The organism is Saccharopolyspora sp. NPDC050389 (assembly GCF_040655595.1).
Classification (GTDB): domain Bacteria; phylum Actinomycetota; class Actinomycetes; order Mycobacteriales; family Pseudonocardiaceae; genus Saccharopolyspora.
This window is the reverse complement of sequence record NZ_JBFAKG010000091.1, coordinates 1-20553: the sequence shown is the minus strand read 5'-3', so window position 1 is coordinate 20553 and position 20553 is coordinate 1. Positions and strand designations below refer to the sequence as shown.

18 protein-coding genes are annotated in these 20553 nt (G+C 71.3%); 13 read left to right on the top strand and 5 right to left on the bottom strand.

Annotated features, from left to right (window positions below; translation table 11 throughout):
• Positions 1-654 precede the first annotated feature (654 nt).
• The 4 genes from AB0I53_RS39440 (at position 655) to AB0I53_RS39425 (ending at position 4387) form a co-directional block, all read left to right on the top strand.
• Positions 655-2256 carry an MFS transporter gene (locus tag AB0I53_RS39440; protein ID WP_358614159.1) on the top strand — a complete coding sequence of 534 codons (1602 nt, stop codon included), beginning with the start codon at positions 655-657 and terminating at the stop codon, positions 2254-2256.
• Positions 2257-2374: 118 nt separating this feature from the next.
• A complete protein-coding gene (locus AB0I53_RS39435; protein WP_358614158.1) occupies positions 2375-2755 on the top strand; it encodes a YciI family protein in 381 nt (126 codons plus the stop codon).
• A 14-nt stretch (positions 2756-2769) separates the two neighbouring features.
• Positions 2770-3129: a YciI family protein gene (locus AB0I53_RS39430; RefSeq protein WP_358614157.1), complete on the top strand. Its 360-nt coding sequence runs from the start codon at positions 2770-2772 to the stop codon at positions 3127-3129.
• 1 nt (position 3130) lies between these two features.
• The gene (locus tag AB0I53_RS39425; RefSeq protein WP_358614156.1) at positions 3131-4387 is read left to right on the top strand and encodes a DUF6596 domain-containing protein; all 1257 of its coding nucleotides are present in this window, start codon (positions 3131-3133) and stop codon (positions 4385-4387) included.
• A 467-nt stretch (positions 4388-4854) separates the two neighbouring features.
• Here AB0I53_RS39425 and AB0I53_RS39420 read toward each other — a convergent pair whose 3' ends face one another.
• Positions 4855-5409: a TetR/AcrR family transcriptional regulator C-terminal domain-containing protein gene (locus AB0I53_RS39420; RefSeq protein ID WP_358614155.1), complete on the bottom strand. Its 555-nt coding sequence runs from the start codon at positions 5407-5409 to the stop codon at positions 4855-4857.
• Positions 5410-5511: 102 nt separating this feature from the next.
• On the opposite strand from AB0I53_RS39420, the gene bioB reads away from it, so the two are divergent.
• Genes bioB through bioD form a run of 4 tightly spaced genes read left to right on the top strand, consistent with a single transcriptional unit; the run spans position 5512 to position 9644 of the window.
• Complete coding sequence (gene bioB / locus AB0I53_RS39415) at positions 5512-6585, top strand: biotin synthase BioB (RefSeq protein WP_358614154.1); 1074 nt, start codon at positions 5512-5514, stop codon at positions 6583-6585.
• A gap of 1 nt (position 6586) precedes the next feature.
• On the top strand, positions 6587-7846 hold the full coding sequence (locus AB0I53_RS39410; RefSeq protein ID WP_358614153.1) for an adenosylmethionine--8-amino-7-oxononanoate transaminase: 1260 nt from the start codon (positions 6587-6589) through the stop codon (positions 7844-7846).
• Positions 7843-8982 (top strand): 8-amino-7-oxononanoate synthase, encoded by a 1140-nt coding sequence (locus tag AB0I53_RS39405; RefSeq protein WP_358614152.1) that lies wholly within the window; start codon positions 7843-7845, stop codon positions 8980-8982. The genes AB0I53_RS39410 and AB0I53_RS39405 overlap by 4 nt, the downstream gene beginning before the upstream one ends.
• The gene (gene bioD / locus AB0I53_RS39400) at positions 8979-9644 is read left to right on the top strand and encodes a dethiobiotin synthase (RefSeq protein WP_358614151.1); all 666 of its coding nucleotides are present in this window, start codon (positions 8979-8981) and stop codon (positions 9642-9644) included. The genes AB0I53_RS39405 and bioD overlap by 4 nt, the downstream gene beginning before the upstream one ends.
• A 178-nt stretch (positions 9645-9822) precedes the next feature.
• Here the strand turns inward: bioD and AB0I53_RS39395 are convergent, their stop codons facing one another.
• From AB0I53_RS39395 to AB0I53_RS39385, 3 genes are read right to left on the bottom strand one after another with little or no spacing between them, the layout of a single operon-like run.
• Positions 9823-10983 (bottom strand): acyl-CoA dehydrogenase family protein, encoded by a 1161-nt coding sequence (locus AB0I53_RS39395; protein ID WP_358614150.1) that lies wholly within the window; start codon positions 10981-10983, stop codon positions 9823-9825.
• 11 nt (positions 10984-10994) lie between these two features.
• Positions 10995-12077, bottom strand: a complete 1083-nt coding sequence (locus AB0I53_RS39390; RefSeq protein WP_358614149.1) for an acyl-CoA dehydrogenase family protein — start codon at positions 12075-12077, stop codon at positions 10995-10997.
• A gap of 8 nt (positions 12078-12085) precedes the next feature.
• Complete coding sequence (locus tag AB0I53_RS39385; protein ID WP_358614148.1) at positions 12086-12811, bottom strand: enoyl-CoA hydratase/isomerase family protein; 726 nt, start codon at positions 12809-12811, stop codon at positions 12086-12088.
• Positions 12812-12955: 144 nt separating this feature from the next.
• Between AB0I53_RS39385 and AB0I53_RS39380 the strand changes: the two genes are divergently transcribed.
• From AB0I53_RS39380 to AB0I53_RS39360, 5 genes are all read left to right on the top strand, one after another.
• Entirely contained in the window at positions 12956-13861 is a 906-nt protein-coding gene (locus AB0I53_RS39380; RefSeq protein WP_358614147.1) for a LysR family transcriptional regulator, read from the top strand.
• Positions 13861-14742 carry a LysR family transcriptional regulator gene (locus tag AB0I53_RS39375; protein ID WP_358614146.1) on the top strand — a complete coding sequence of 294 codons (882 nt, stop codon included), beginning with the start codon at positions 13861-13863 and terminating at the stop codon, positions 14740-14742. Before AB0I53_RS39380 ends, AB0I53_RS39375 begins: the two co-directional genes overlap by 1 nt.
• Before the next feature lie 115 nt (positions 14743-14857).
• The gene (locus tag AB0I53_RS39370; RefSeq protein WP_358614145.1) at positions 14858-16153 is read left to right on the top strand and encodes an MFS transporter; all 1296 of its coding nucleotides are present in this window, start codon (positions 14858-14860) and stop codon (positions 16151-16153) included.
• A 19-nt stretch (positions 16154-16172) separates the two neighbouring features.
• On the top strand, positions 16173-18263 hold the full coding sequence (locus AB0I53_RS39365; protein ID WP_358614144.1) for an acetate--CoA ligase family protein: 2091 nt from the start codon (positions 16173-16175) through the stop codon (positions 18261-18263).
• The gene (locus tag AB0I53_RS39360; RefSeq protein WP_358614143.1) at positions 18253-19344 is read left to right on the top strand and encodes a nitronate monooxygenase; all 1092 of its coding nucleotides are present in this window, start codon (positions 18253-18255) and stop codon (positions 19342-19344) included. Before AB0I53_RS39365 ends, AB0I53_RS39360 begins: the two co-directional genes overlap by 11 nt.
• A gap of 66 nt (positions 19345-19410) precedes the next feature.
• On the opposite strand, the gene AB0I53_RS39355 is transcribed toward AB0I53_RS39360, so the two are convergent.
• A partial coding sequence (locus AB0I53_RS39355; RefSeq protein WP_358614142.1) for an amino acid permease occupies positions 19411-20553 on the bottom strand: 1143 nt, incomplete at its 5' end.

The window sequence follows — 20553 nt, the reverse complement described above, 5'->3', positions numbered from 1 at the left end:
AGGCTTGCTCGGCAGGTTCGCAGGATCTGCCGCGTTGCCGCACTGTCGGGGGTAGTGCGGCAGCGCGTGCAGACCACTGAAACCGCGCCACTCACCTCGTCCACCGCCACAGCCGCCTCAGCTTCACAACGCCGGCACCACCTGTGTCCGGTAACGACGATGACGTGCGCCGGAGAGCTGATGCACTCGTGCACCCACCGACGGTGAACGTGGCAGCTGATGCGCTCGTGGGGCGAAAGCTCCTCCCGCTCCTCCGCCGCGTCTTCCTGGATCAACATGTGCGCGAGGCGACCGTCACGCAGATCCTCGTAGCGTCCGCCGAACCGGAGGACATCCGCGGGAGCGGGGCACGGCTGGAGAGGCCCTCGGCTGCTTCGGGGCGCGGAAGCGGCTCGTTCGGGATGGGGCTGGTGAACCATCGTTTCGCCTCGGTTGGTCCGTTCGGCTGGACATGCCCAGTGTCTTTTGTCCCGGATGCGGAGACATTCGTGCCACTACGCATGTCGCTACGTAGGTGGAGAGACGTGAATGCCGACCGCCGCCGTGCACCAGGGTCCGCGCCGGACGTCAAGAACCGATCGCCTGCTTCGACCTGTCTGTGACAACTTGCCCGCCCGGGGCGCGGACCATCCGGTGAACTCGAAAGGCCCTGCCATGAACGACACGATCCCGGCGAGGGCCGGGCGGCGGGAATGGATTGCGCTCGCGGTGCTGGCCCTGCCGACGCTGCTGGTCTCCATCGACGTGTACGTCCTGCTCCTCGCGCTCCCCGACCTGACGGCGGACCTGGGCGCTAGCAGCGTCGAGCAGCTCTGGATCACCGACATCTACGGGTTCATGCTCGCCGGGTTCCTGATCACGATGGGCACGCTCGGCGACCGGATCGGCCGGAAGAAGCTGCTGCTGATCGGGGCCGCGGTGTTCGGCATCGCCTCCGTCGTCGCCGCGTACTCGACCAGCCCGGCGATGCTGATCGCCACCCGCGCCGTGCTCGGTGTGGCCGGCGCGATCCTGGCGCCGTCGACCATGTCGCTGATCCGCACGCTGTTCCGGGACGCCAAGCAGATGGGGCTGGCGATCGGGATCTGGGGAATGTGCTTCTCCGCCGGCGCCGTGATCGGCCCGGTGGCCGGTGGCGCGATGCTCTCGCGCTTCTGGTGGGGCTCGGTCTTCCTGCTCGGCGTGCCGGCGATGGTGCTGCTGCTCGCGGTCGGCCCAGCCCTGCTGCCCGAGTACCGCGACCCGAACGCCGGGAAGCTGGACCTGACCAGTGTGGCGCTGTCCCTCGCCGCCGTGCTCCCGGCCATCCACGGGCTCACGGACCTGGCCAAGAACGGCTGGCAGGCACTGCCGGTCGCCGGCATCGTGATCGGAATCGCCTTCGCCGTCCTCTTCGTCCGCAGGCAGCGGCGGCTGGAGGAACCACTGCTGGACCTGCGGCTGTTCACCAACCGGTCGTTCAGCACGGCGCTCGGCGGCATGTTGTGCTGCACGCTGCTGATGGGCGCGATCATGCTGTTCATCACCCAGGACCTGCAGCTGGTCGAGGGTTTGTCGCCGTTCGAGGCGGGCCTGTGGATGCTGCCCGCCGTCGCGGCGAACGCACTGTCGTTCATCGTGTCGCCGATCCTTGCCCGCCGGTTCCGGCCGGCCTACCTGATCGGCGCCGGACTGGCGATCTCGGTGTCCGGTCTGATCGTGCTCACGCAGACCGACACGACATCCGGGCCGACCACCCTCGCGACCGGATTCGCGCTGATCTTCCTCGGCTCCGGCTCCGGCCCGCTCGTGACGCTGGGCATCCAGCTGATCTTGGCCTCCGCGCCGCCGGAGAAGGCCGGCTCCGCCGCCGCACTGAACGAGACCAGCGGCCAGTTCGGCTTCGCGTTCGGGCTCGCCGCGCTCGGCAGCATCGGCATCGCCGTCTACGACAGCCGGTTCACCCCGCCAAGTGGAATTCCGGCCGACGCCGCCGATGCCGCGCGGGAAAGCTTCGCCGACGCGGTGGTCGCCGCCGGTGCCCTGCCCGCAGACCAGGCCGAAGCGCTGCTCGCGCCGGCGCGGGAGGCGTTCGTCAGCGGGCTGCACCTAGTCGGCGCGATCAGCGCCGCGGCCCTCGTGGTCGTCGCCGTGCTGATCGTTCGCCTGCTGCGCAGTGTTCCCCCGACCGGCGCCCCGCCGGCTGCCGAGTCGTCCACACCGGACGCTCCACGCGGCGAGGACAGCGAGGGCGCGAGGATCGCGCCGGCCAACTGACCACCGGGTTCAGGCAATCACGCGGCACGACTCTCGGGCGATGTCAAGATCGGCCGCGCGGCGACGACCACTTAGCGAGCGGCGCCACCGGGACGCCGGCTACCGAGGAGGAGAAGAGATGAAGTTCCTGTTGATCATGCACATGAACCCGCAGATCTGGGAGGCCCTCACCGAGGACGAGCGCAACGAGGTGGGGAAGGGCCATGGGGAGTTCATCGACACCATCCGCGAATCCGGTGAGATGCTCGGGACGGTCGCGCTGGCCTACCCCGACGAAAGCGCCGTCGTTCGGGTCCGCGAGGGCGTACCCGCGGTGAGCGACGGACCGTACATCGAGGCCAAGGAGTTCCTCGGCGGTTACTACCTCGTCGAATGCGCGAACCGGGACCGTGCTCTCGAACTGGCCGCGATGATCCCGGACGCCAAGGTGGCGGGAGTCGGCGTCGAGGTCCGCCCGGTGATTTTCGCGGCGGGGGCCGAATCTGCGTCGGACGTGTGATCGGTGCCGCGGAGATGAAGTTCCTGCTGAACGTGTACGCCGACCCTGCGGTCACGGCGGCGCTGCCGGAAGCCGAGCGGGACGCCGTGCTGGATCACTCGGACTTCGTGGCGGCGGCGCGGGAATCGGGTGAACTGATCGACGGCCAGGTGCTCGCCGACCCGTCGACCAGCGTGCTGGTACGTGTCCGCGAACGCGGGACCACCGTGGCCGACGGGCCGTACCTCGACTCGCCGGTTCAACTTGCCGCCTGTTACCTGGTCGACTGCGAGGATCGCGATCGCGCGGCGGGACTGGCGGCGACGATCCCGGCCGCGCGCCACGACGCGGCCGAGGTGCGGCCGGTGATGTTGGCGGCCGGATTGGAGATGTGAAGTGAGCGACGAGGACCTCGGTCGCCTGCTGCGGGAGGTGGCACCGCAGGTTCTCGGCGCTCTCCTCCGCAGGTACCACGATTTCGACACCTGCGAGGACGCGCTCCAGGAAGCCATGCTGGCGGCGACGATCCAGTGGCCGGTCGACGGAGTACCGGACCACGCGCGCGGCTGGTTGGTCACGGTCGCGTCCCGCAGGGTCATCGACCAGGTCCGCAGCGAGCGCGCTCGCCGTGACCGGGAAATGTCCAGCGCGAGCCGGGAACTCCCGGACGCGATGGTCGCCCCCGGCCCCGGCGAGCGGGTTCCGCGCGACCGCGACGACACCCTGACGCTGCTGTTCATGTGCTGCCATCCCGCGCTGACCCCGACCTCGCAGGTCGCCCTCACGCTGCGCGCCGTCGGCGGTCTGACCACGGCCGAGGTCGCCAGCGCCTTCCTGGTGCCCGAGGCCACCATGGGTCCGCGAATCAGCCGCGCCAAGCAACGGATCCGGGCCGCCGGCATGGCGTTGCGCATGCCCGAGGGGCCGGCGTACGCCGAGCGGCTGGGCGCCGTCCTGCACGTGCTCTACCTGATCTTCAACGGGGGCTACACCGCGAGCTCCGGCCCTGACCTGCAGCGAACCGACCTGGCCACCGAGGCCGTCCGGCTCACCCGAGCCATCCACCGCTCGCTGCCCGACGATGGCGAGGTCGCCGGCCTGCTCGCGCTGATGTTGCTGACCGATGCCCGCCGTGCAGCCCGCACCGACGCCGAGGGCGGTCTGATCCCGTTGGCCGAACAGGACAGGACCCGGTGGGACGGCGGCATGATCGAGGAAGGCGTTCGGCTGGTCACCGACGCGATGCTGCGCTCGCCGCTCGGTCCGTACCAACTGCAAGCGGCGATCGCATCCCTGCACGTGCAGGCGCCCCGCGCGGCGGACACCGACTGGTGGCAGATCAGGTTTCTCTACCAGGTGCTGTGCCGGATCGCGCCGAATCCCATGGCCACGCTCAATCACGCGATCGCGGTGGCCATGACCGACGGTCCGGACGCAGGCCTGGCCATGCTGTCGGAGCTGGCGGCCGACGACCGGATGGCTCGTCACCACCGGCTCACGGCCACACGCGCTCACCTGCTGGAACTCGCCGGAGATACGACAGCCGCGCGGGAGAACTACCTGCTCGCGTCCCGCCGCACCACCAGCCTGCCCGAGCAGCGCTACCTTCGCGCCCGAGCCGACCGGCTCACGGAGGTGGACCCGACCACCTGATGTGTCCGTCCACACTCGACGGTGCGATCGCCTCCGCACTGTGCTGTGCCGGTAAGCAGAAGACCTCGCGGAAGGCCGTTGCGAAAAAATCAGTTGCCCGAGTGGGACGCCGCGGCCTAGCCTCCTTGATACACAGGAAGGGAGGTGGTCCAACGTTGAATATCAACAGGACTTGTGAGGTGGCTGTCCGCTAGGACCGCCCACGGCACTCCAGCCGACCCGACGTGCGATGACCCTTTGGAATTCGACGCGGGTATGCGGTCGGCGAATACCAGGCAGCTACCCGACCCCGAAGCCCCGAGCCGTGTCCGGCTCGGTCTGTGCGGACAAACCGACAGGAAGTGGCTTCGGGGTCGCTGCTTTTCCGGCCGGGGTTCAAATTCCTCTTCGGACACTTCAATTGCCCCGGCTGATCGACCTGAGCCGGTCGGCCGATTCGCCTCGGTGCTCACGCTTCGCGGCTTGGGTTACCCGTTGACCTTGGACCGGAGGCCGTCCAGCACCAGCTCGAGCCCCCGCTCGAAGTCCGCCGGACCCCCGGGCGCCCGGTCGATCGCTCCGGCGCTCGCGGCCTGCAGCGCCATCTGCTCCTCCACGGTGTGGCCGAAGACGAGGTGCAGGAGGGCTCGGGTGCCGACGTCGACCAGGTCGCCGGGCAGGCCGCCATCTCGCAATGCCTCCTGCAACTGGTTCGCTGGCTCGCCGGCGCCGAGGCCGAAGGTGTACGCCGTGACGACCACCTCGGCACCGTCCCGGTAGGCGAGCATCGCGTCCCGGAGCTCGCCGCAGACCTCGACCACGCGCCGGTCCCATTCCCGGGCCCGGTGCGGTCGCCGACCTCGGGTGAGGATCTCGTCGGCGACCGCCGCCAGCAGCGTCTGCTTGTTCGGCACGTGGTGGTAGAGAGCGCTCGGTTGCACGCCGAGCTCGGCGGCCAGCCGGCGCATCGTCAGCGACTCCAGCCCGTACTCGTCGAGCACCACGATCGCGCGATCCACGACGTCGCTCCGGTGATACCGCACGCAGACCCCTCCCGTTGACCGATCGACTCTCCCAGTCTAGCCTGAACGCTGTTCAGGTGAACAGTGTTCAGGTTGCTGCACCAGCCGACTCCGGGAGAAGCGATGACCGCCACCTTCCACCAGCTCGCCGATGCGATCCTCGCCGGGTCCCCGGCCACGCCCGAGGACGCCCTCGCGGTGCTGCGCGCCGACGACGCCGAGCTGATGTCCGTCGTCGCTGCCGCCGGCCGGCTGCGCCGCGCGCACTTCGGCAACACGGTGAAGGTGAACTACCTGGTGAACCTCAAGTCGGGCCTGTGCCCGGAGAACTGCAACTACTGCTCGCAGGCGCTGGGCTCCGACGCGCCCATCCTCAAGTACTCGTGGCTGTCCAAGGACGAGACCCTCAAGCAGGCCGGTGCCGGGCTCAAAGGCGGCGCCAGCCGCGTGTGCCTGGTCTCCTCCGGCCGCGGACCGTCCACTCGGGACATCGACAAGGTCACCGAGATGGTCGGGGCGCTCAAGGACGAGTATCCCGGCGTGGAGGTCTGTGCCTGCCTGGGTCTGCTCAAGGACGGCCAGGCGGAGCGCCTCAAGGACGCCGGCGTGGACGCCTACAACCACAACATCAACACCGCCGAGAGCAACCACGACAACATCGTCCAGACCCACACCTACGCGGACCGGGTGGACACCGTGGAGAAGGCGAAGGGTGCGGGGATCTCCCCCTGCTCCGGCCTGATCGCCGGCCTGGGTGAAACCGACGAACAACTCGTCGAGGCGCTGTTCGCGCTCAGCGAGCTGGGCTCCGACTCGATCCCGGTCAACTTCCTGATGCCGTTCGACGGCACCCCGTTCGAGAACACCTGGGAGCTCTCCCCCGCTCGCTGCGTGAAGATCCTGGCGATGGCGCGTTTCGTCTGCCCGGACAAGGAGATCCGGATCGCCGGCGGCCGTGAGATGCACCTGCGTTCGCTGCAGTCGATCGCGCTGCACGTAGCCAACTCGATCTTCCTCGGCGACTACCTGACTTCGGAAGGCCAGGAAGCCGAGGCGGACCTCGAGATGATCCGCGACAACGGCTTCGTCGTCCTGGGCTCCGAGGAGGACCTCGCGCAGCAGGCCGGGCGGCTGGAGCCGATCGATCCGGCGATCAGGCGCCGCGGGGCGGGCACCGACGTCGTCCCCAACGCCTGACATGACCCCGGAAGCTCTGCTCGCGTTCGACCGCGAGCACCTGTGGCACCCGTACACGTCGATGACCGACCCGACGCCGACGCACCTGGTCACCGGCGCCTCGGGCAGCCGGATCACCCTCGACGGCGTCGGTGAAGTGGTCGACGGGATGGCGTCGTGGTGGTCGGCCATCCACGGCTACCGGCACCCCGTGCTCGACGAGGCGGTGCGCCGCCAGCTCGGCCAGATGTCGCACGTGATGTTCGGCGGGCTCACCCATGAGCCGGCGGTCGAGCTGGCCCGGCGCCTGATCGACCTCACGCCCGCCGGGCTCGACCGCGTTTTCCTCGCCGACTCCGGATCGGTGAGCATCGAGGTGGCGATGAAGATGGCGCTGCAGCACCAGCGCGGTGCCGGCCGGCCGGAGCGGACCCGGTTCCTCACCGTCCGCGGCGGCTACCACGGCGACACCTTCGACTGCATGAGCGTGTGCGACCCCGACGGCGGCATGCACACCATGTGGTCCGGCGTGCTGCCGGAGCAGGTGTTCGGCGAACGTCCGCCCCGGCTCGACGGCGACGTCGACGCCTGGGCCGCGGGTTTTCGCGCGCTCGCGGCCGAGCACGCGGACCGGCTCGCCGGGCTGATCGTGGAGCCGCTCCTCCAGGGCGCCGGCGGCATGCACCCCTACCCCGCCGAATGCCTGACGGTCTTCCGCGAGGTCGCCGACGAGCATGGGCTGGTGCTGATCTTCGACGAGATCGCCACCGGATTCGGCCGCACCGGCACCCTCTTCGCCGCCGATGCAGCCGGCGTGATCCCGGACGTGTTGTGCGTCGGCAAGGCGCTCACCGGCGGCTACCTGTCGCTGGCCGCCGCGTTGTGCACGACGGAGGTCGCCCGTGGCCTGTCCGCCAGCGATTCCGGCGTTCTCATGCACGGCCCCACCTTCATGGGCAACCCGCTGGCCTGCGCGGTCGCCTCGGCCAGCCTGGACCTGCTGACCACCGGCGACTGGGCGGGAGACGTGCGGCGGATCAACACCGGCTTGCAGGCGCTGCACGAGATCGACGCCGTCGACGTGCGCATCCTCGGCGCGGTCGGCGTGGTCCAACTCGATCACGCCGTCGACGTGGTCAAAGCGACCGAAGCGGCGCTGGCCCAGGGCGTGTGGCTACGCCCGTTCCGCGACCTGATCTACACCATGCCGCCCTACGTGTGCACCGACGATGACGTCGCCACCATCTGCGCCGGGATCGCGGCCGCTGCGGAGGTCGGATGAGCGGCTGGGCAGAGTGGTTCGCCGATCAGCGGACCGCGCGCGAGGGCGCCGGCTTGCAGCGCACGCTGCGGCCGCGGGCGGCCGACGACGACGTCATCGACCTCGCCAACAACGACTACCTGGGGTTGAGCGGCCACCCCGAGGTGCGCCGGGCGGCCGCCGACGCCGCCCTCGCCTGGGGCGCTGGAGCGGGCGCCTCCCGGCTGGTGACCGGTACGACCACGCTGCACGCCGACCTGGAGCGCGAGCTCGCCGAGTTCACCGAGCGCGAGGCGGCGCTGGTCTTCTCCACCGGGTACCACGCCAACCTGTCCGCGGTGACCGTGCTGGCGGACAAGCGGTCGCTGATCGTCTCCGACGCGCACGTGCACGCCTCGCTGATCGACGCCGCGCGGCTGTCTCGTGCGGCGATCGAGGTGGTACCCCACAACGACGTCGCCGCGGTCCGGGCCGCGTTGGCCGGAGCCGGTGGCCGGCGAGCGATCGTGCTGACCGAGTCGATCTTCTCGGTGCTCGGCGACGCCGCCCCGCTCCCAGACCTGGCCGCGGCCTGCGCCGACCACGACGCGCTCCTCGTCGTCGACGAGGCGCACGGGCTCGGTGTGGTCGGTGACGGCGGCCGAGGGCTGGTGCACGCCGACGGCATGGCCGGCCACCCGCACGTGGTGATGACCGCGACGCTGTCGAAATCGCTCGGCGCGATGGGCGGAGCGGTGCTCGGCTCCGCTGCGCTGATCGACCACCTCACCAACCGGGCCCGCCCGTTCATCTTCGACACCGGGCTGGCACCGGCTCCCACCGCCGGCGCGTTGACCGCCCTCCGCCGGCTGCGCCGGCAACCCGATTTCCCGTCGCGAATCCACCAACGCGGCGGCGAGCTGGCCGACCGGCTCGGCGTGCCGCGGTCGGCAGGCGCCGTGCTCTCGGTGCCCATGCGATCGCCGCAGGTCGCCGTCGCCGCGCAGGCCGCTGCCCTCGCGGCCGGAGTCCGGGTGGGATGCTTCCGGCCGCCATCGGTGCCCGACGGGATCTCCCGGCTCCGGATCACCACCCACGTCGGCCTCGACGACGAACGCTGGGCGCACGCGGTCGACGTGCTGGCCCGCGTCATCGACGACCACGGGCGGCAGACATGATCATCATCGTCACCGGCACCGACACCGGTGTCGGCAAGACCGTGACCACCGCGGCGCTCGCGGTCCGCTACGGGCCGGGAACGATCGTCGTGAAACCCGCACAGACCGGTATCGGCACCGACGAGCCCGACATCTCCGTCGTGGAGCGCCTGACCGGTTGCGAGGTCGCCGAGTTCACCCGACTCGAAGACCCCCTCGCGCCGGACACGGCCGCCCGACGGCGCGGCATCGCGATCCCACCGATCAGCGAGCACACCGCCCGCATCCGCGAGCTCGCCCGGACCCACGACACCGTGATCGTCGAGGGCGCCGGCGGCCTCCTGGTCCGCCTCGACAACGACGGCGGCACCCTGTCGGACCTCGCCGCCGGACTCGCCCGGGATCACCTGGTGCAGGTGTACGTCGTGACCCGGGTCGGGCTCGGCACCCTCAACCACACCGAACTCACCGTCAACGCCCTGCGCTCGCGGAACCTGGAGCCGGCGGGACTGGTGCTCGGCGCGGTGCCGAAGACGCTCGGCCTGGCCGAGGAGTGCAACCTCGCCGAGCTACCCCGCGTCACGGGAGTGCCGATCGTGGCGGCCCTCCCCGACGGCGCCGGTGGTCTCGACCCGGAGCGTTTTCGGACGGAAGTCGACTCATGGCTCAGCGACTGCCCGTGAGACGGCAAGCCTCCGGCTCTTGCCGTGTACGCCTCGCTCCCCCAAGCTGATCTGCACGGTCAAGCGCGACGATGGATGGCTTTTGGGAACTTCCAACGATTGACAGTCCTATTAGGACTCTGGTCGGCGCGGCGCTGGGAGCGCCTGCCGTTCAGCCGCGTGGCGTTCCGGCGCGCGGTCACTTCGGCAGGCCGAGAGCCCGTTCGGCGATGATGTTGCGCTGGATCTGGTTGGTGCCGCGGGCGATCCGGCGTCCTCGGCTCTCCAGGAAGGCGCGCTGGAACTCGTCGACCCGGTAGCCGTCTCCGTCCGGCCGCACCAAGCCGCCGAGCCCTTGCAGGGACATCGCGGCGGCGCCGAGGTCGCAGTGCAGCTCCGACCAGTTGACCTTGTCGATCGCCAGCAGTTCCCGGGCGTGGTTCCCGGCGCGCAGTTCGTCGGCGACGCGGCGGCCGGTGAAGCGCATCAGCTCGACGCGGATCAGCAGCCGGGTGAGCTCGTCGCGCACCAGCGGGTCGGCCAGCCTGCCGAGGTCGCGCAGCCGCGCCACCAGGCGGTCGAACTCCGCGCGGTAACCGGGGTACTGCGTGATGACCTCGCCGGCCCGCTCGGCGCCGAGCGTGGTCATCGCGACGCGCCAGCCGTTGCCGAGGCCGCCGATCACGTTGGACAGCGGGGCGCGGGCCCCGTCGATGAACTCCTCGCAGTAGCCCTCCCCGCCGGCCATCTGCCGGATCGGGCGGACTTCGATGCCGTTGCCGGACATCGGCACGAGCACGTACGTCAGGCCGCGGTGCCGCTCGGCGTCCGGATCCGTGCGGCAGAGCAGGAACATCATGTTCGCCTCGGTCGCGCCGGACGTCCAGATCTTGTGCCCGTGGACGACCAGTTCGTCGCCGTCGACGACGCCCGTGGTGCGCAGGCTCGCGAGGTCCGATCCGGCGCCGGGCTCGGAGAATCCCTGGCAGTACACGTCCTCGCCGGACAGGATGCGGGGCAGGAAGCGGCGTTTTTGCTCCTCCGTGCCGTGCGCGAGCAATGCCGGCGCGACGAGCGACTCGCCCATGCCCAGGTGCGGGCGGCGGACTCCGGCGCGAGCGAATTCTTCCCCGACCGCAAGGCATTCCAGCTCGCCCAGGGCGCGCCCGCCGTACTCCTGCGGCCAGGACAGGCACAGCCAGCGGCCCTCGCGCAGCAGGTCCAGCCAGCGGGCCTCGCGTTCGCCGGTGCGGTGGTCGTGCGGCGGGTGGGCGCCGACCGTGTGCATCGCCTCGGCCCGGTGGGCGGCGATCCAGTGGCGCACTTCCGCGCGCAGTTCGTCTTCCCGGGTTCCGGTCATGCCGATGCTCCTCACAGTCCTGCCAGGTCCGCCAGCCTCGCGCGGTGCCGAGCCGGGTCGCCGAACAGCAGCTCGCTGGTCTTCGCTCGCTTGAAGTGCAGGTGGGCGTCGTGTTCCCAGCTGTAGCCGAGTCCGCCGTGGATCTGGACGGTGGCGCTCGCGGCGTCCGTGTACACCTCGGCGCAGTGCGCTTTGACCAGGCTTGCGAGCATCGGGGCTTCCGGTGAGTCGCCGGCCGCCGCGTGGGCGGCGTAGTACACGGCCGACCGGGCGGGTTCGATGGCCCGCAGCATGTCCGCGCACATGTGCTTGACCGCCTGGAACGATCCGATCGGACGGCCGAACTGCTCGCGCGTCCGCGCGTGCGCGACGCTGAGCTCCAGGCATCGCGCCGCACCGCCCACCTGTTCGGCGGCCAGGGCGATGGCGGCCACGTCCAGCACCCGCGCGATCCGCGGCTGGGCGTCCGGCGCGCAGAGCACCCGGGTCGCGGCCGCCTCGAAGACGACCGTCGCCATCGGGCGGGTCAGGTCGATCATGTCGAGCCGTCGGCGCGTCACGCCCGGCGTCGCCGGGTCGACGGCGAAAAGCGCGTTGCCGTCAGGGGTTCTCGCGACGACCAGCAAGAGGTCGGCGACGTGCCCGTCCAGCACGAACTCCGCGGTGCCGTGCAACGTCCAACCGGCCGCGGAGGATTCCGCACGCACATCGGGGGCGTGCAGCACGGGAACGGTGATGGACGTGCCGGAAGCCAGCGCGCGCAACGGTTCCGCCGCTGGCCCGGGATCGGCCACTGTGGACAGCGTCCAGGCCGCGAGCGCGGTGGACAGCAGCGGCACGCCGACCGGTGCACGTCCGGCGCATTCCATGATCAGCGCGAGCTCCGGAAGGCCCAGGCCGGTACCGCCGTGCTCCTCGGCGACGAGCGCGCCGCCGAGACCGAGTTCGGTGTTCATCCGCCGCCAGAGTTCGAGGTCGATGCCGTCGCGGGTCTCCATGACCTCGCGGACACGCCGCGGTTCCACCTCGGCATCCAGGAAGTCGCGCAGCGCGGCGACCAGGTCTTCCTGCTCGGGGGTCAGCGCCAGGCTCATGGACCTCCTCACCGCGTCGGGTCCGCGGCGACCCGCAGCAGCGCACCCGGGTCGCCCGAGGCCAGTTCAAGGGCGCGGACCAGCCGTTTCGTTTCCGCGACACCGGAACGCGGGTACGCCGCGAGCCGCTTGGCCAGGTCGAGCGCGTCCGCCACCACGGCGTCGTCGGCCGCGCAGGCGTGGGCGATGCCCAGCCGGTGCAGCTCCGCGCCGTCCGCGCGGCGTCCGGTCAGCGTCAGGTCCAAGGCGCGCGCCGATCCGTACCGGGCGCACAGCCAGGCGATGTTGATGCGCGCGACCATGTTCCGCTGCACCTCGGCGATCTGCAGGAACGCGCCTCGGCCGGCGATCAGCAGGTCCGCGGACAACGCCAGCGCGGCACCGGCGTTGACCGCCGCGCCTTCCAGCGCGGCGACCACCGGCTTGTCCGCGGCGGCGAGCAGCCCGTGCAGCGCCGACCACTCCGCGTGGAAACGCCGCAACCACTCGGGATCCAGTGCTTCGCCGTCCACCGCCCCGGAGTCGCGCAGATCGATGCCGGAGCAGAAGCTGCCGCCGGCTCCGCGCAGCAGCAACGCCCCCACACCGTCCTCGGCCAGCGCCTCCGTCACCGCTGCGGCGAGGCGCCGGACCGAGTCCGCGGTCAAGGCGTTGCGCCGTCGCGGCCGGTTCAGCGTGATCACGGATACGCCGGCGTCGTGCTCGACGAGCACCGGATCGGTCGGTTCGTGCACCGCGCACCTCCTTTGCGGGTCCATCAGACGGCGCGGCGGGACCGCGGTCAAAGACGAAGGCCCGGTGGCGCCCATCGGAGAGGCCTATGTCCGCTGGTCCTCGGGTCTTATGTTGGGGACGCCGGTCATCGGAGGGAGCGGGGCGTGGATCTTCGGCAGTTGGAGTACTTCCTCGCGGTCGCCGAGCACGGCGGTGTGACGCGGGCGGCGCGGGCACTGCGTCTGGCCCAGCCGTCGCTGTCCGATGTGGTCCGCGGCCTGGAGCGGGAGCTCGGGACCCCGCTGTTCCACCGGGTCGGAGGCGGTGTCGTGCTGACCGCGGCGGGCGAAGCGCTGCTCGGCCCGGCCCGCCGGGCGTTGCGCGACCGCGCGGCGGCGCGCGCCGTGCTCGACGACCTGGTCGGGCTCTCCAGCGGCCGGTTGGAGATCCTCGCGTGGTCGGTGGTGTCCACGTATCCGCTGGCCGAGCTGGTCGCGGCGTTCCGGCGGCGGCACCCGCAGATCACCGTGCACATCACCGACCTGCGCGACGAGGACGACGTGGCCGCCCTGGTGCGCGACGGGCACTACGAGATCGCGGTGGCCTACCCGGCGGTGCCCGACGGCGGCGGCCTGCGGGTGCACCGGCTCGGCACCCACGAGATGCACCTGGTGCTGCCCGCCGAGATGGGCGCCGACTGGCCCGATCCGGTGCCGGTCGGCCTGCTGGCCGACCTGCCGATGGTCAGCGTGCCGCGCAAGTCGACCATGCGCGGCCGCATCGAACACGTGCTGGCGGGGGCGAACGCGCGCGGCCGCGAGGCAGCCGTCACCGAGCACCGGGACGCCCTGATCCCGCTGGTGCTGGCCGGTGTGGGGGCGGCGTTCGTGTCCTCGGCGCGCGCCCGCCGGGCGGCCGCGCTCGGCCTCAACGTCCGGCGCCTGGACCCGCCGATCCACCGCACCTACCGGCTGCTGCACCGCGCCGACGGCCTGTCCCCGGCCGGGCGGGCGTTCGTCGACCTGGCGCTGGCGTGGGCCAGGTCCGGGGACGCCGGGCAGGAGGCGTGATGGACGTCCGGCACCTGGAGTACTTCCTGGCCGTGGTGGACCACGACGGCGTCACCCGGGCCGCCGCCGCGCTCTACATCTCACAGCCGTCGCTGTCGCAAGCGCTCCGCGCGTTCGAGCGATCCGCCGGCGTGACGCTCTTCCACCGGGATGGACGCGGCGTCTCGCTCACCGCCGAAGGCCGGGCGCTGGTCGAACCGGCCCGGCGCATCCTCGCCGACGTCGCGGCCGCGCGGAACGCGGTCGGCGAGGTCACCCGGCTCGCGGTGGGCCGGTTGGACATCGTCACCGACGCGACGCTGGCCGTGGACCCGCTGGCGTCGATCACCGGACGGCTGCACCGCCGCCACCCGGGTGTGAAGGTCAACGCCATCGGGCCGGACAACGGCGACGTCGCGGACGCGGTGCGCCGGGGCTCGTGCGAACTCGGGCTGACCGACCTGCCGATCAAGAACACCTCGCTGCGGGCGCACCCACTCGGCACGCAGGAACTTCACCTGGTCCTGCCGCCGGACGCGTCGCCCGGCCCGGACCCGGTGCGGCTGGACGCGCTCGGCGACACGCCGCTGCTGTTGCCGCCGGATGGATTCACCATCCGGGACGTGATCGACGCGGCGTTCGAGTCCGCCGGGGTGGCGCCGCGGGTCGCCGTGCAGTGCGGCCACCTGGAAGCGCTGGCGAACATGGTGCTCGAGGGCGCGGGAGTGGCGTTCTTCCCCGCTGCGCTGGCCGAGGCGTGGGGGCGCGCGGGAGCCATCGTGCGGGTGCCCCGCCCGGCGCCGGTCCGCACGATCGGGATCGTGCACCGGCAGGGGCCGCTGTCGCCGGCCGCCGCGGCGTTCCTCGACGCCGCCGACGTCGGCGCGGACCTGCGGTCATAGGGGTTCCCGATCGGGCTCACCGGGGTCACGTCTTTGACCGTGACGTGCGGCACGGCGTTGCATGTGGCCGAAACGCGCCTGACGCAGGCGTCGGTGTCCACACAGGAGCGTGCCGATGACGGGCAAGGACGACCTCGCCGTGGCGGAACCGCGCACGGCCGGAAGCGAGCCGACCGGGTACGCCTGGCTCATCACGGCGATGCTCGTGCTGCTCATGCTGATCAACTGGGGCGACAAGGCGGTGCTCGGCCTGGCCGCGGTGCCGATCACCGAGGAGTTCGGCCTCTCCCACACCGAGTACGGGTTCCTGTCCAGCGCGTTCTTCTTCCTGTTCAGCATTTCCTCGGCGGCCGTCGGGATGCTCGCGGTGAAGGTCCGCACCCGCTGGATCCTGCTGGTGATGGCGTTGGTGTGGTCGTTTTGCCAGATCCCGGTCCTGGTCGGCATGGGCGCGGCCGGGCTGCTGTTCAGCCGCATCGCGCTCGGCGCGGCCGAAGGCCCGACGTCGTCGCTCACCGTGCACACCGCGCACGACTGGTTCCCGCCGAGCCGTCGCGGGGCGCCGACCGCGCTGACCCAGATCGGCGGCGCCCTGGGGCTCGCCGTCGCCGCGCCCACGCTGACCGCGCTCATCGTGCACTTCGGGTGGAAATCGGCGTTCCTGGCGCTGGCCGTCAGCGGTCTCGTGTGGGCCGTGGTGTGGGTGCTGGTCGCCAAGGACGGCCCGTACAGCGCGGCCAGGTCGGATGAGCCCGCGAAACCGGCGGGTGGCCCGGCGGCCTGGCGGGTGTTCCTCCGGCCGACCTGGTGGGGCGGGTTCCTGTTCGCCTTCGCCGCCTACTGGGCGTTGTCGCTGATCTCCGCCTGGCTGCCCACCTACCTGGAGAAGGACGCGGGCTTCGCGGCTGGCGCCGTCGGCGCTCTGCTGATCGTGCCACCGCTGATCGGGGCGGCGGCGCAGCTCGGGGCCACGGTGCTCAGCGACCGCCTGGTGCGGCGCGGCGTTGCGCACCGGTACGCGCGCGGATGGTTGCTCGGCGGGATCGGCGTGTTCTCCGGTGCTTGCGTGCTCGCGTTCCCGCACGTCGAGACACCGTGGCTGAGCATCGCCCTGCTGTCGGTCGGGCTGGGCGCGCCCGGCGCGGCCTTCCCGCTCGGGCAGCTCACCACCGCCGAGATCACGCCGGTGCGCAAGCGTTCGGCCGTGCTCGGCTGGACGGTCGGGCTGGTGACGCTGGCCGGGCTCGTCGCGCCCGCCGTCACCGGCCGGATGGTGGACGCCGCGGCCACCGCGCACCAGGGATACCTCAACGTCTGGACGCTCGTCGGCGTGCTGCTCATCGCCGGAGCCGTGATCGCCATGTTCACCGTCGACCCACTGCGCGACGCCCGCGCCCTGGGCACCGCCTGAATCCGGAAGGGACCACACGATGCCTCGCACCGATCTCGATCCGCTGTTCATACCCGGGCGGATCGGCATCGCCGGCCTGTCCAACCGGGAGAACACCTGGGGCCGAATGGTGTCGCGCAACCTGCGCGAAGGTGGCTTCTCCGGCGAGATCGTCGCGGTCGCACCGCGCTCGGCAACCGACGTCCCGTCCGTCGCGGACCTCGCCGAACTCGACGAACCCCTCGACCTGCTGCTGATCACGCTGCCTGCGGCCGCGGTGCCCGGCGTGGTGGCCCGAGCCCGGGAGACCGGGAACGCGCGGTCAGTGCTGGTGTTCTCCGCCGGTTTCAGCGAATCCGGCCCGGCGGGCGCGGAACTGGAGCGGCAGCTGGTCGCCGCCGCCGGCGGACTCCCGCTGGTCGGCCCGAACTGCGTGGGCCTGCTCAGCCGCCCCGGGGACGCGGTGGCCACGGTCAGCGCCTACGTGGCGCGCGAGCACCCGCCCGCCGGGCCGGTGGCGATCGTCAGCCAGAGCGGTGCGCTCGGCTTCGTCATGGCCACGTTGCTCGAACGGCACGGCGTCGCGATCAGCTCGTACGTCAGCGTCGGCAACGAAGCCTGCCTCGGCATCGGGGAGATCGGTGCGCACCTGGTCGAACGGCCGGACGTTTCCACGGTCGGCCTGTACATCGAATCCGTGCGCGATCCGGCCGCGCTGCGGGCGCTCGGGGCGCGGGCCACCGAACTGGGCAAACGGGTCGTCGCGTTGAAGGCGGGCACCAGCGCCGCGGGGCAACGCGCCACCCTCTCGCACACCGCCGCCGTCGCCGGGGACGCGCTGCTGTTCCGCGGCCTGTGCGACGACGCCGGAATCATCACCGCCGAATCCGACGAGGCGTTCGCCGACCTGCTGCACGCGGCCCAGTCCGACGCGCGGCTGCCGCCGCGCCCGCGCATCGCGATCGTCACGATGACCGGCGGAGGAGGCGCGATCCTGGCCGATCGGCTCAGCGCGCACGGTGTCGCCGTGCCGCAGCTGTCGCAGCGGACCCGGGAGCGGATCGACGCGCTCGGGCTGACCTCCATCGCCTCGTCGGCGAATCCCATCGATCTGGGCGGGGGCTTCCAGGGCGACGCGCACCGGTTCGGCGACCTGTTCGCGCTGCTGGACGACGATCCCGATGTCGACGGCATCGTCGGCATGTTCACCTTCGGCGACCGCAACAGCGACTGGTACCGCGAGCTGGCCGAGGGCCTATCGAAGCTGCGCACGCCCGCCTGGATGATCTGGGCCGCCGGCACCGCCGCCGCTCGGGCGGGCACCCCGCCGGGCACCGTGTTCGACACCATCGAGAGCTTCGTCCGCGGCCTGCCCGCCGTCCGCACGACCGGCGGAACCGGGCCGGCCGACCGGGCCGCCGCGCCCGCGGAGGCGGTCCGGGCGGTGCGCGAGCCGGTCTGGGCCGAGCCCGGCGACCGGGTGCTCAGCGAGGTGGACGCGCGGGAGGTCGTGCGAGCCCTCGGCGTGGCTTGCGCCCCGACGGCCGTGGCCACCGAGGAGTCCGAAGTGGACGAATTGGTCGCCGGGCTGCCCGCATCGCCCGGCTACGTGGTCAAGGTGGACAGTCCGGAGGTGGCGCACCGCGCCAAGCTGGGGCTGGTCCGGCTCGGCGTGCCCGCCGAGGAAGTCCCCGAGGCGGCCCGCTCGCTGTTCGCCGCGGCGCGCGGTCACGGCGTGACCCGCTGCCGGATCATCGTCCAGCCGCAGCTGGAGCACCGGGGCGAGATCGTCGTCGGCGGAATCCGCGACCCGCAGTACGGTCCCGCGCTGCTCGTGGGCGCGGGCGGCGCGCGGGTGGAAGCGGCGGACGCGCAGCGCTACGGCGTTCCGGTGCCCGCGCGGGCGGAAACCCTGGCGCGCGCCGCCGCCGAAGTCGCCGCCCGATACGGCCCCCTCGACACCGACGCCCTGACCGCGCTGCTGCTCGGGGCCGGCCGGCTGCTCGCATCGTGCCCGGAAATCACCGAACTGGACATCAACCCGCTGCTGATCCGCCCGGGCGGCGAGCTCGTCGCGGTCGACGCGCTAATCGTCCGGGAAACACCCACAGGAGTCCGAAATGGACAGTAAGAGCCTCCCCGCAGGCGAGAAGATCTCCCGGCTCGTCGACGTCGAACACCCCGTGTTCGGCTTCAGCCACAGCACCGATGTGGTCGCCGCCGTGTGCGCCGGCGGAGGGCTCGGTGTGTGGGGCGCGACGCGGTCGACGCCGGAGGAGATCGAAGCCGGGCTGGCCGACATCCGCGACCGCGTCGGCGACCGCCCGTTCGGCGTCGACCTCGTCCTACCCAAGGGCATGCCGGATCGCGACGACCGGGCGGCGATCGAGGCGGAAATCCCGGACGGACACCGGGAATTCGTCGCCGACCTGCGCTCCCGCCACGCCGTCCCGGACGACGGACAGCCCGGCATGCGGTCCCGGTTCGTACGCTCCGAGGAGACCGCGCGGCGGCAGATCGACGCCGTGCTGAACAGCGACGTCGACGTGTTCGCCCTGGGCATCGGCAGCCCGCCGGAGGTCATCGCGGCCGCGAAGCGGCGCGGCAAGCGCGTGGTGTCGCTGGTCGGCGCGCCCCGTCACGCGCAGGCAGCGCTGCGGCAAGGCGCGGACATCCTGGTCGCGCAGGGCTACGACGCGGGCGCGCACACCGGCACGATCGGCACGTTCTCGCTGGTGCCCAAGATCGTCGAGCTGGCCGGCGACGTTCCGGTGCTGGCCGCGGGCGGGGTCGCCACCGGCCGGCACGTCGCGGCGGCGCTGGCGCTGGGCGCGGCCGGTGTCTGGCTCGGCACCGCGTGGCTGGTCACCCGGGAGGCCGGGACGGACCCCGCGCTCCTGCGGAAACTGCTCGACGCGGGGATCGAGGACACCGTCATCTCCCGCGCGGACAGCGGAAAGACGCTGCGCCAGATCCGCACGGCGTGGAGCGACGAGTGGGCACGTCCCGACGCGCCGGCCCCGCTTCGCATGCCCTACCAGGACGTCCTCGTCGGCGACCTGCTCGGCGCGGTCGACCGGCACCGCGTCGAACCGCTGATGCACAGCCCCGCCGGCCAGTCCATCGGCTACTACGACCAGCCCACCACGGTCGCGGAGGTGCTGGCGAACCTGGTCGACGAGGCCGGGAACGTCCTGTCCGGACTCCGCTGACACCACCGCGCCGAACGTGAAAAGCGGGAGCGGTCAGTGCCCGCTCCCGCTTTTCGCTTCCGTTGTTCAGTTCTTTTCGTCGAGTGCTGTGGTGGTGTCCACGCGCTTGCGGACGGCGAACCAGCCGATCACCAGCACCACGACCAGCACCGGCACGCACAGCAACGTCAACCGCCCGGCCGGGACGTCGAACCACATCAGCACCACCACCGACGCCAGGAACACCAAGGTGACGATCTGCGTCACCGGCGAACCCGGCAGCCGGTAGGACGGCCGCTCCACCGCACCCGACTTCGCCTTGCGCACGAACAACAGGTGACACAGCACGATCATGGACCAGGTGGAGATGATCGCGACCGCGGCGAAGTTCAGCACGATCTCGAACGCATCCCCGGGCACCACGATGTTGAGGCCGACACCGAGCACGCACACCGCGCCGGTGAGCAGGATACCGCCGTAGGGCACCTGGCTGCGGTTCATCAGGCCGGTGAACTTCGGCGCCGACCCGGCCGCCGACATCGACCGCAGGATCCGGCCGGTGGAGTACAGCCCCGAGTTCAGGCTGGACATCGCCGCCGTGAGCACCACCAGGTTCATCACGTCACCGGCCCACGGAACGCCGATACTGGACAACACCGTGACAAAGGGGCTCTCACCCTTCTGGTAAGAGCTGAAGGGCAGCAGCATCGACAGCAGCACGACCGAACCGACGTAGAAGATCCCGATCCGCCACATGATCGAGTTGATCGCCTTCGGCATGATCTTCGCGGGGTTCTCCGTCTCACCCGCCGCGACACCGACCAGCTCGACGGCCGAGTAGGCGAACACGATGCCCTGCACCACCAGCACCAGCGGGATCAGGCCGTTCGGCAGGATCCCACCGTGATCGGCGATCAGGCTGAAGCCCGGCTGATGCCCCGCGATCGGGTCACCCAGCACCAGCAGCACGATCGCCACACCCATGAACAGCACCAACGCGCCGACCTTGATGATGGCGAACCAGAACTCCATCTCACCGAAGACCTTCACCGACACCAGATTCAGCGTCAGCACCACCGCCAACGCGATCAACGCCAGCACCCACTGCGGCACCGGGCTGAACAACGACCAGTAATGCGCGTACAACGCGATCGCGGTGATGTCGGCGATACCGGTGGTCGCCCAGTTCACGAAGTACATCCAGCCCGCGACATAAGCGCCCTTCTCGCC

Bases quoted from the DNA above. Each gene is read 5' to 3' on its own strand.
- AB0I53_RS39440 (WP_358614159.1), top strand. From the start codon at position 655: ATGAACGACACGATCCCGGCGAGGGCCGGGCGGCGGGAATGGATTGCG.
- AB0I53_RS39435 (WP_358614158.1), top strand. From the start codon at position 2,375: ATGAAGTTCCTGTTGATCATGCACATGAACCCGCAGATCTGGGAGGCC.
- AB0I53_RS39430 (WP_358614157.1), top strand. From the start codon at position 2,770: ATGAAGTTCCTGCTGAACGTGTACGCCGACCCTGCGGTCACGGCGGCG.
- bioB (WP_358614154.1), top strand. From the start codon at position 5,512: ATGACCGCCACCTTCCACCAGCTCGCCGATGCGATCCTCGCCGGGTCC.
- AB0I53_RS39410 (WP_358614153.1), top strand. From the start codon at position 6,587: ATGACCCCGGAAGCTCTGCTCGCGTTCGACCGCGAGCACCTGTGGCAC.
- AB0I53_RS39405 (WP_358614152.1), top strand. From the start codon at position 7,843: ATGAGCGGCTGGGCAGAGTGGTTCGCCGATCAGCGGACCGCGCGCGAG.
- bioD (WP_358614151.1), top strand. From the start codon at position 8,979: ATGATCATCATCGTCACCGGCACCGACACCGGTGTCGGCAAGACCGTG.
- AB0I53_RS39395 (WP_358614150.1), bottom strand. From the start codon at position 10,983: ATGACCGGAACCCGGGAAGACGAACTGCGCGCGGAAGTGCGCCACTGG.
- AB0I53_RS39390 (WP_358614149.1), bottom strand. From the start codon at position 12,077: ATGAGCCTGGCGCTGACCCCCGAGCAGGAAGACCTGGTCGCCGCGCTG.
- AB0I53_RS39375 (WP_358614146.1), top strand. From the start codon at position 13,861: ATGGACGTCCGGCACCTGGAGTACTTCCTGGCCGTGGTGGACCACGAC.
- AB0I53_RS39370 (WP_358614145.1), top strand. From the start codon at position 14,858: ATGACGGGCAAGGACGACCTCGCCGTGGCGGAACCGCGCACGGCCGGA.
- AB0I53_RS39365 (WP_358614144.1), top strand. From the start codon at position 16,173: ATGCCTCGCACCGATCTCGATCCGCTGTTCATACCCGGGCGGATCGGC.
- AB0I53_RS39360 (WP_358614143.1), top strand. From the start codon at position 18,253: ATGGACAGTAAGAGCCTCCCCGCAGGCGAGAAGATCTCCCGGCTCGTC.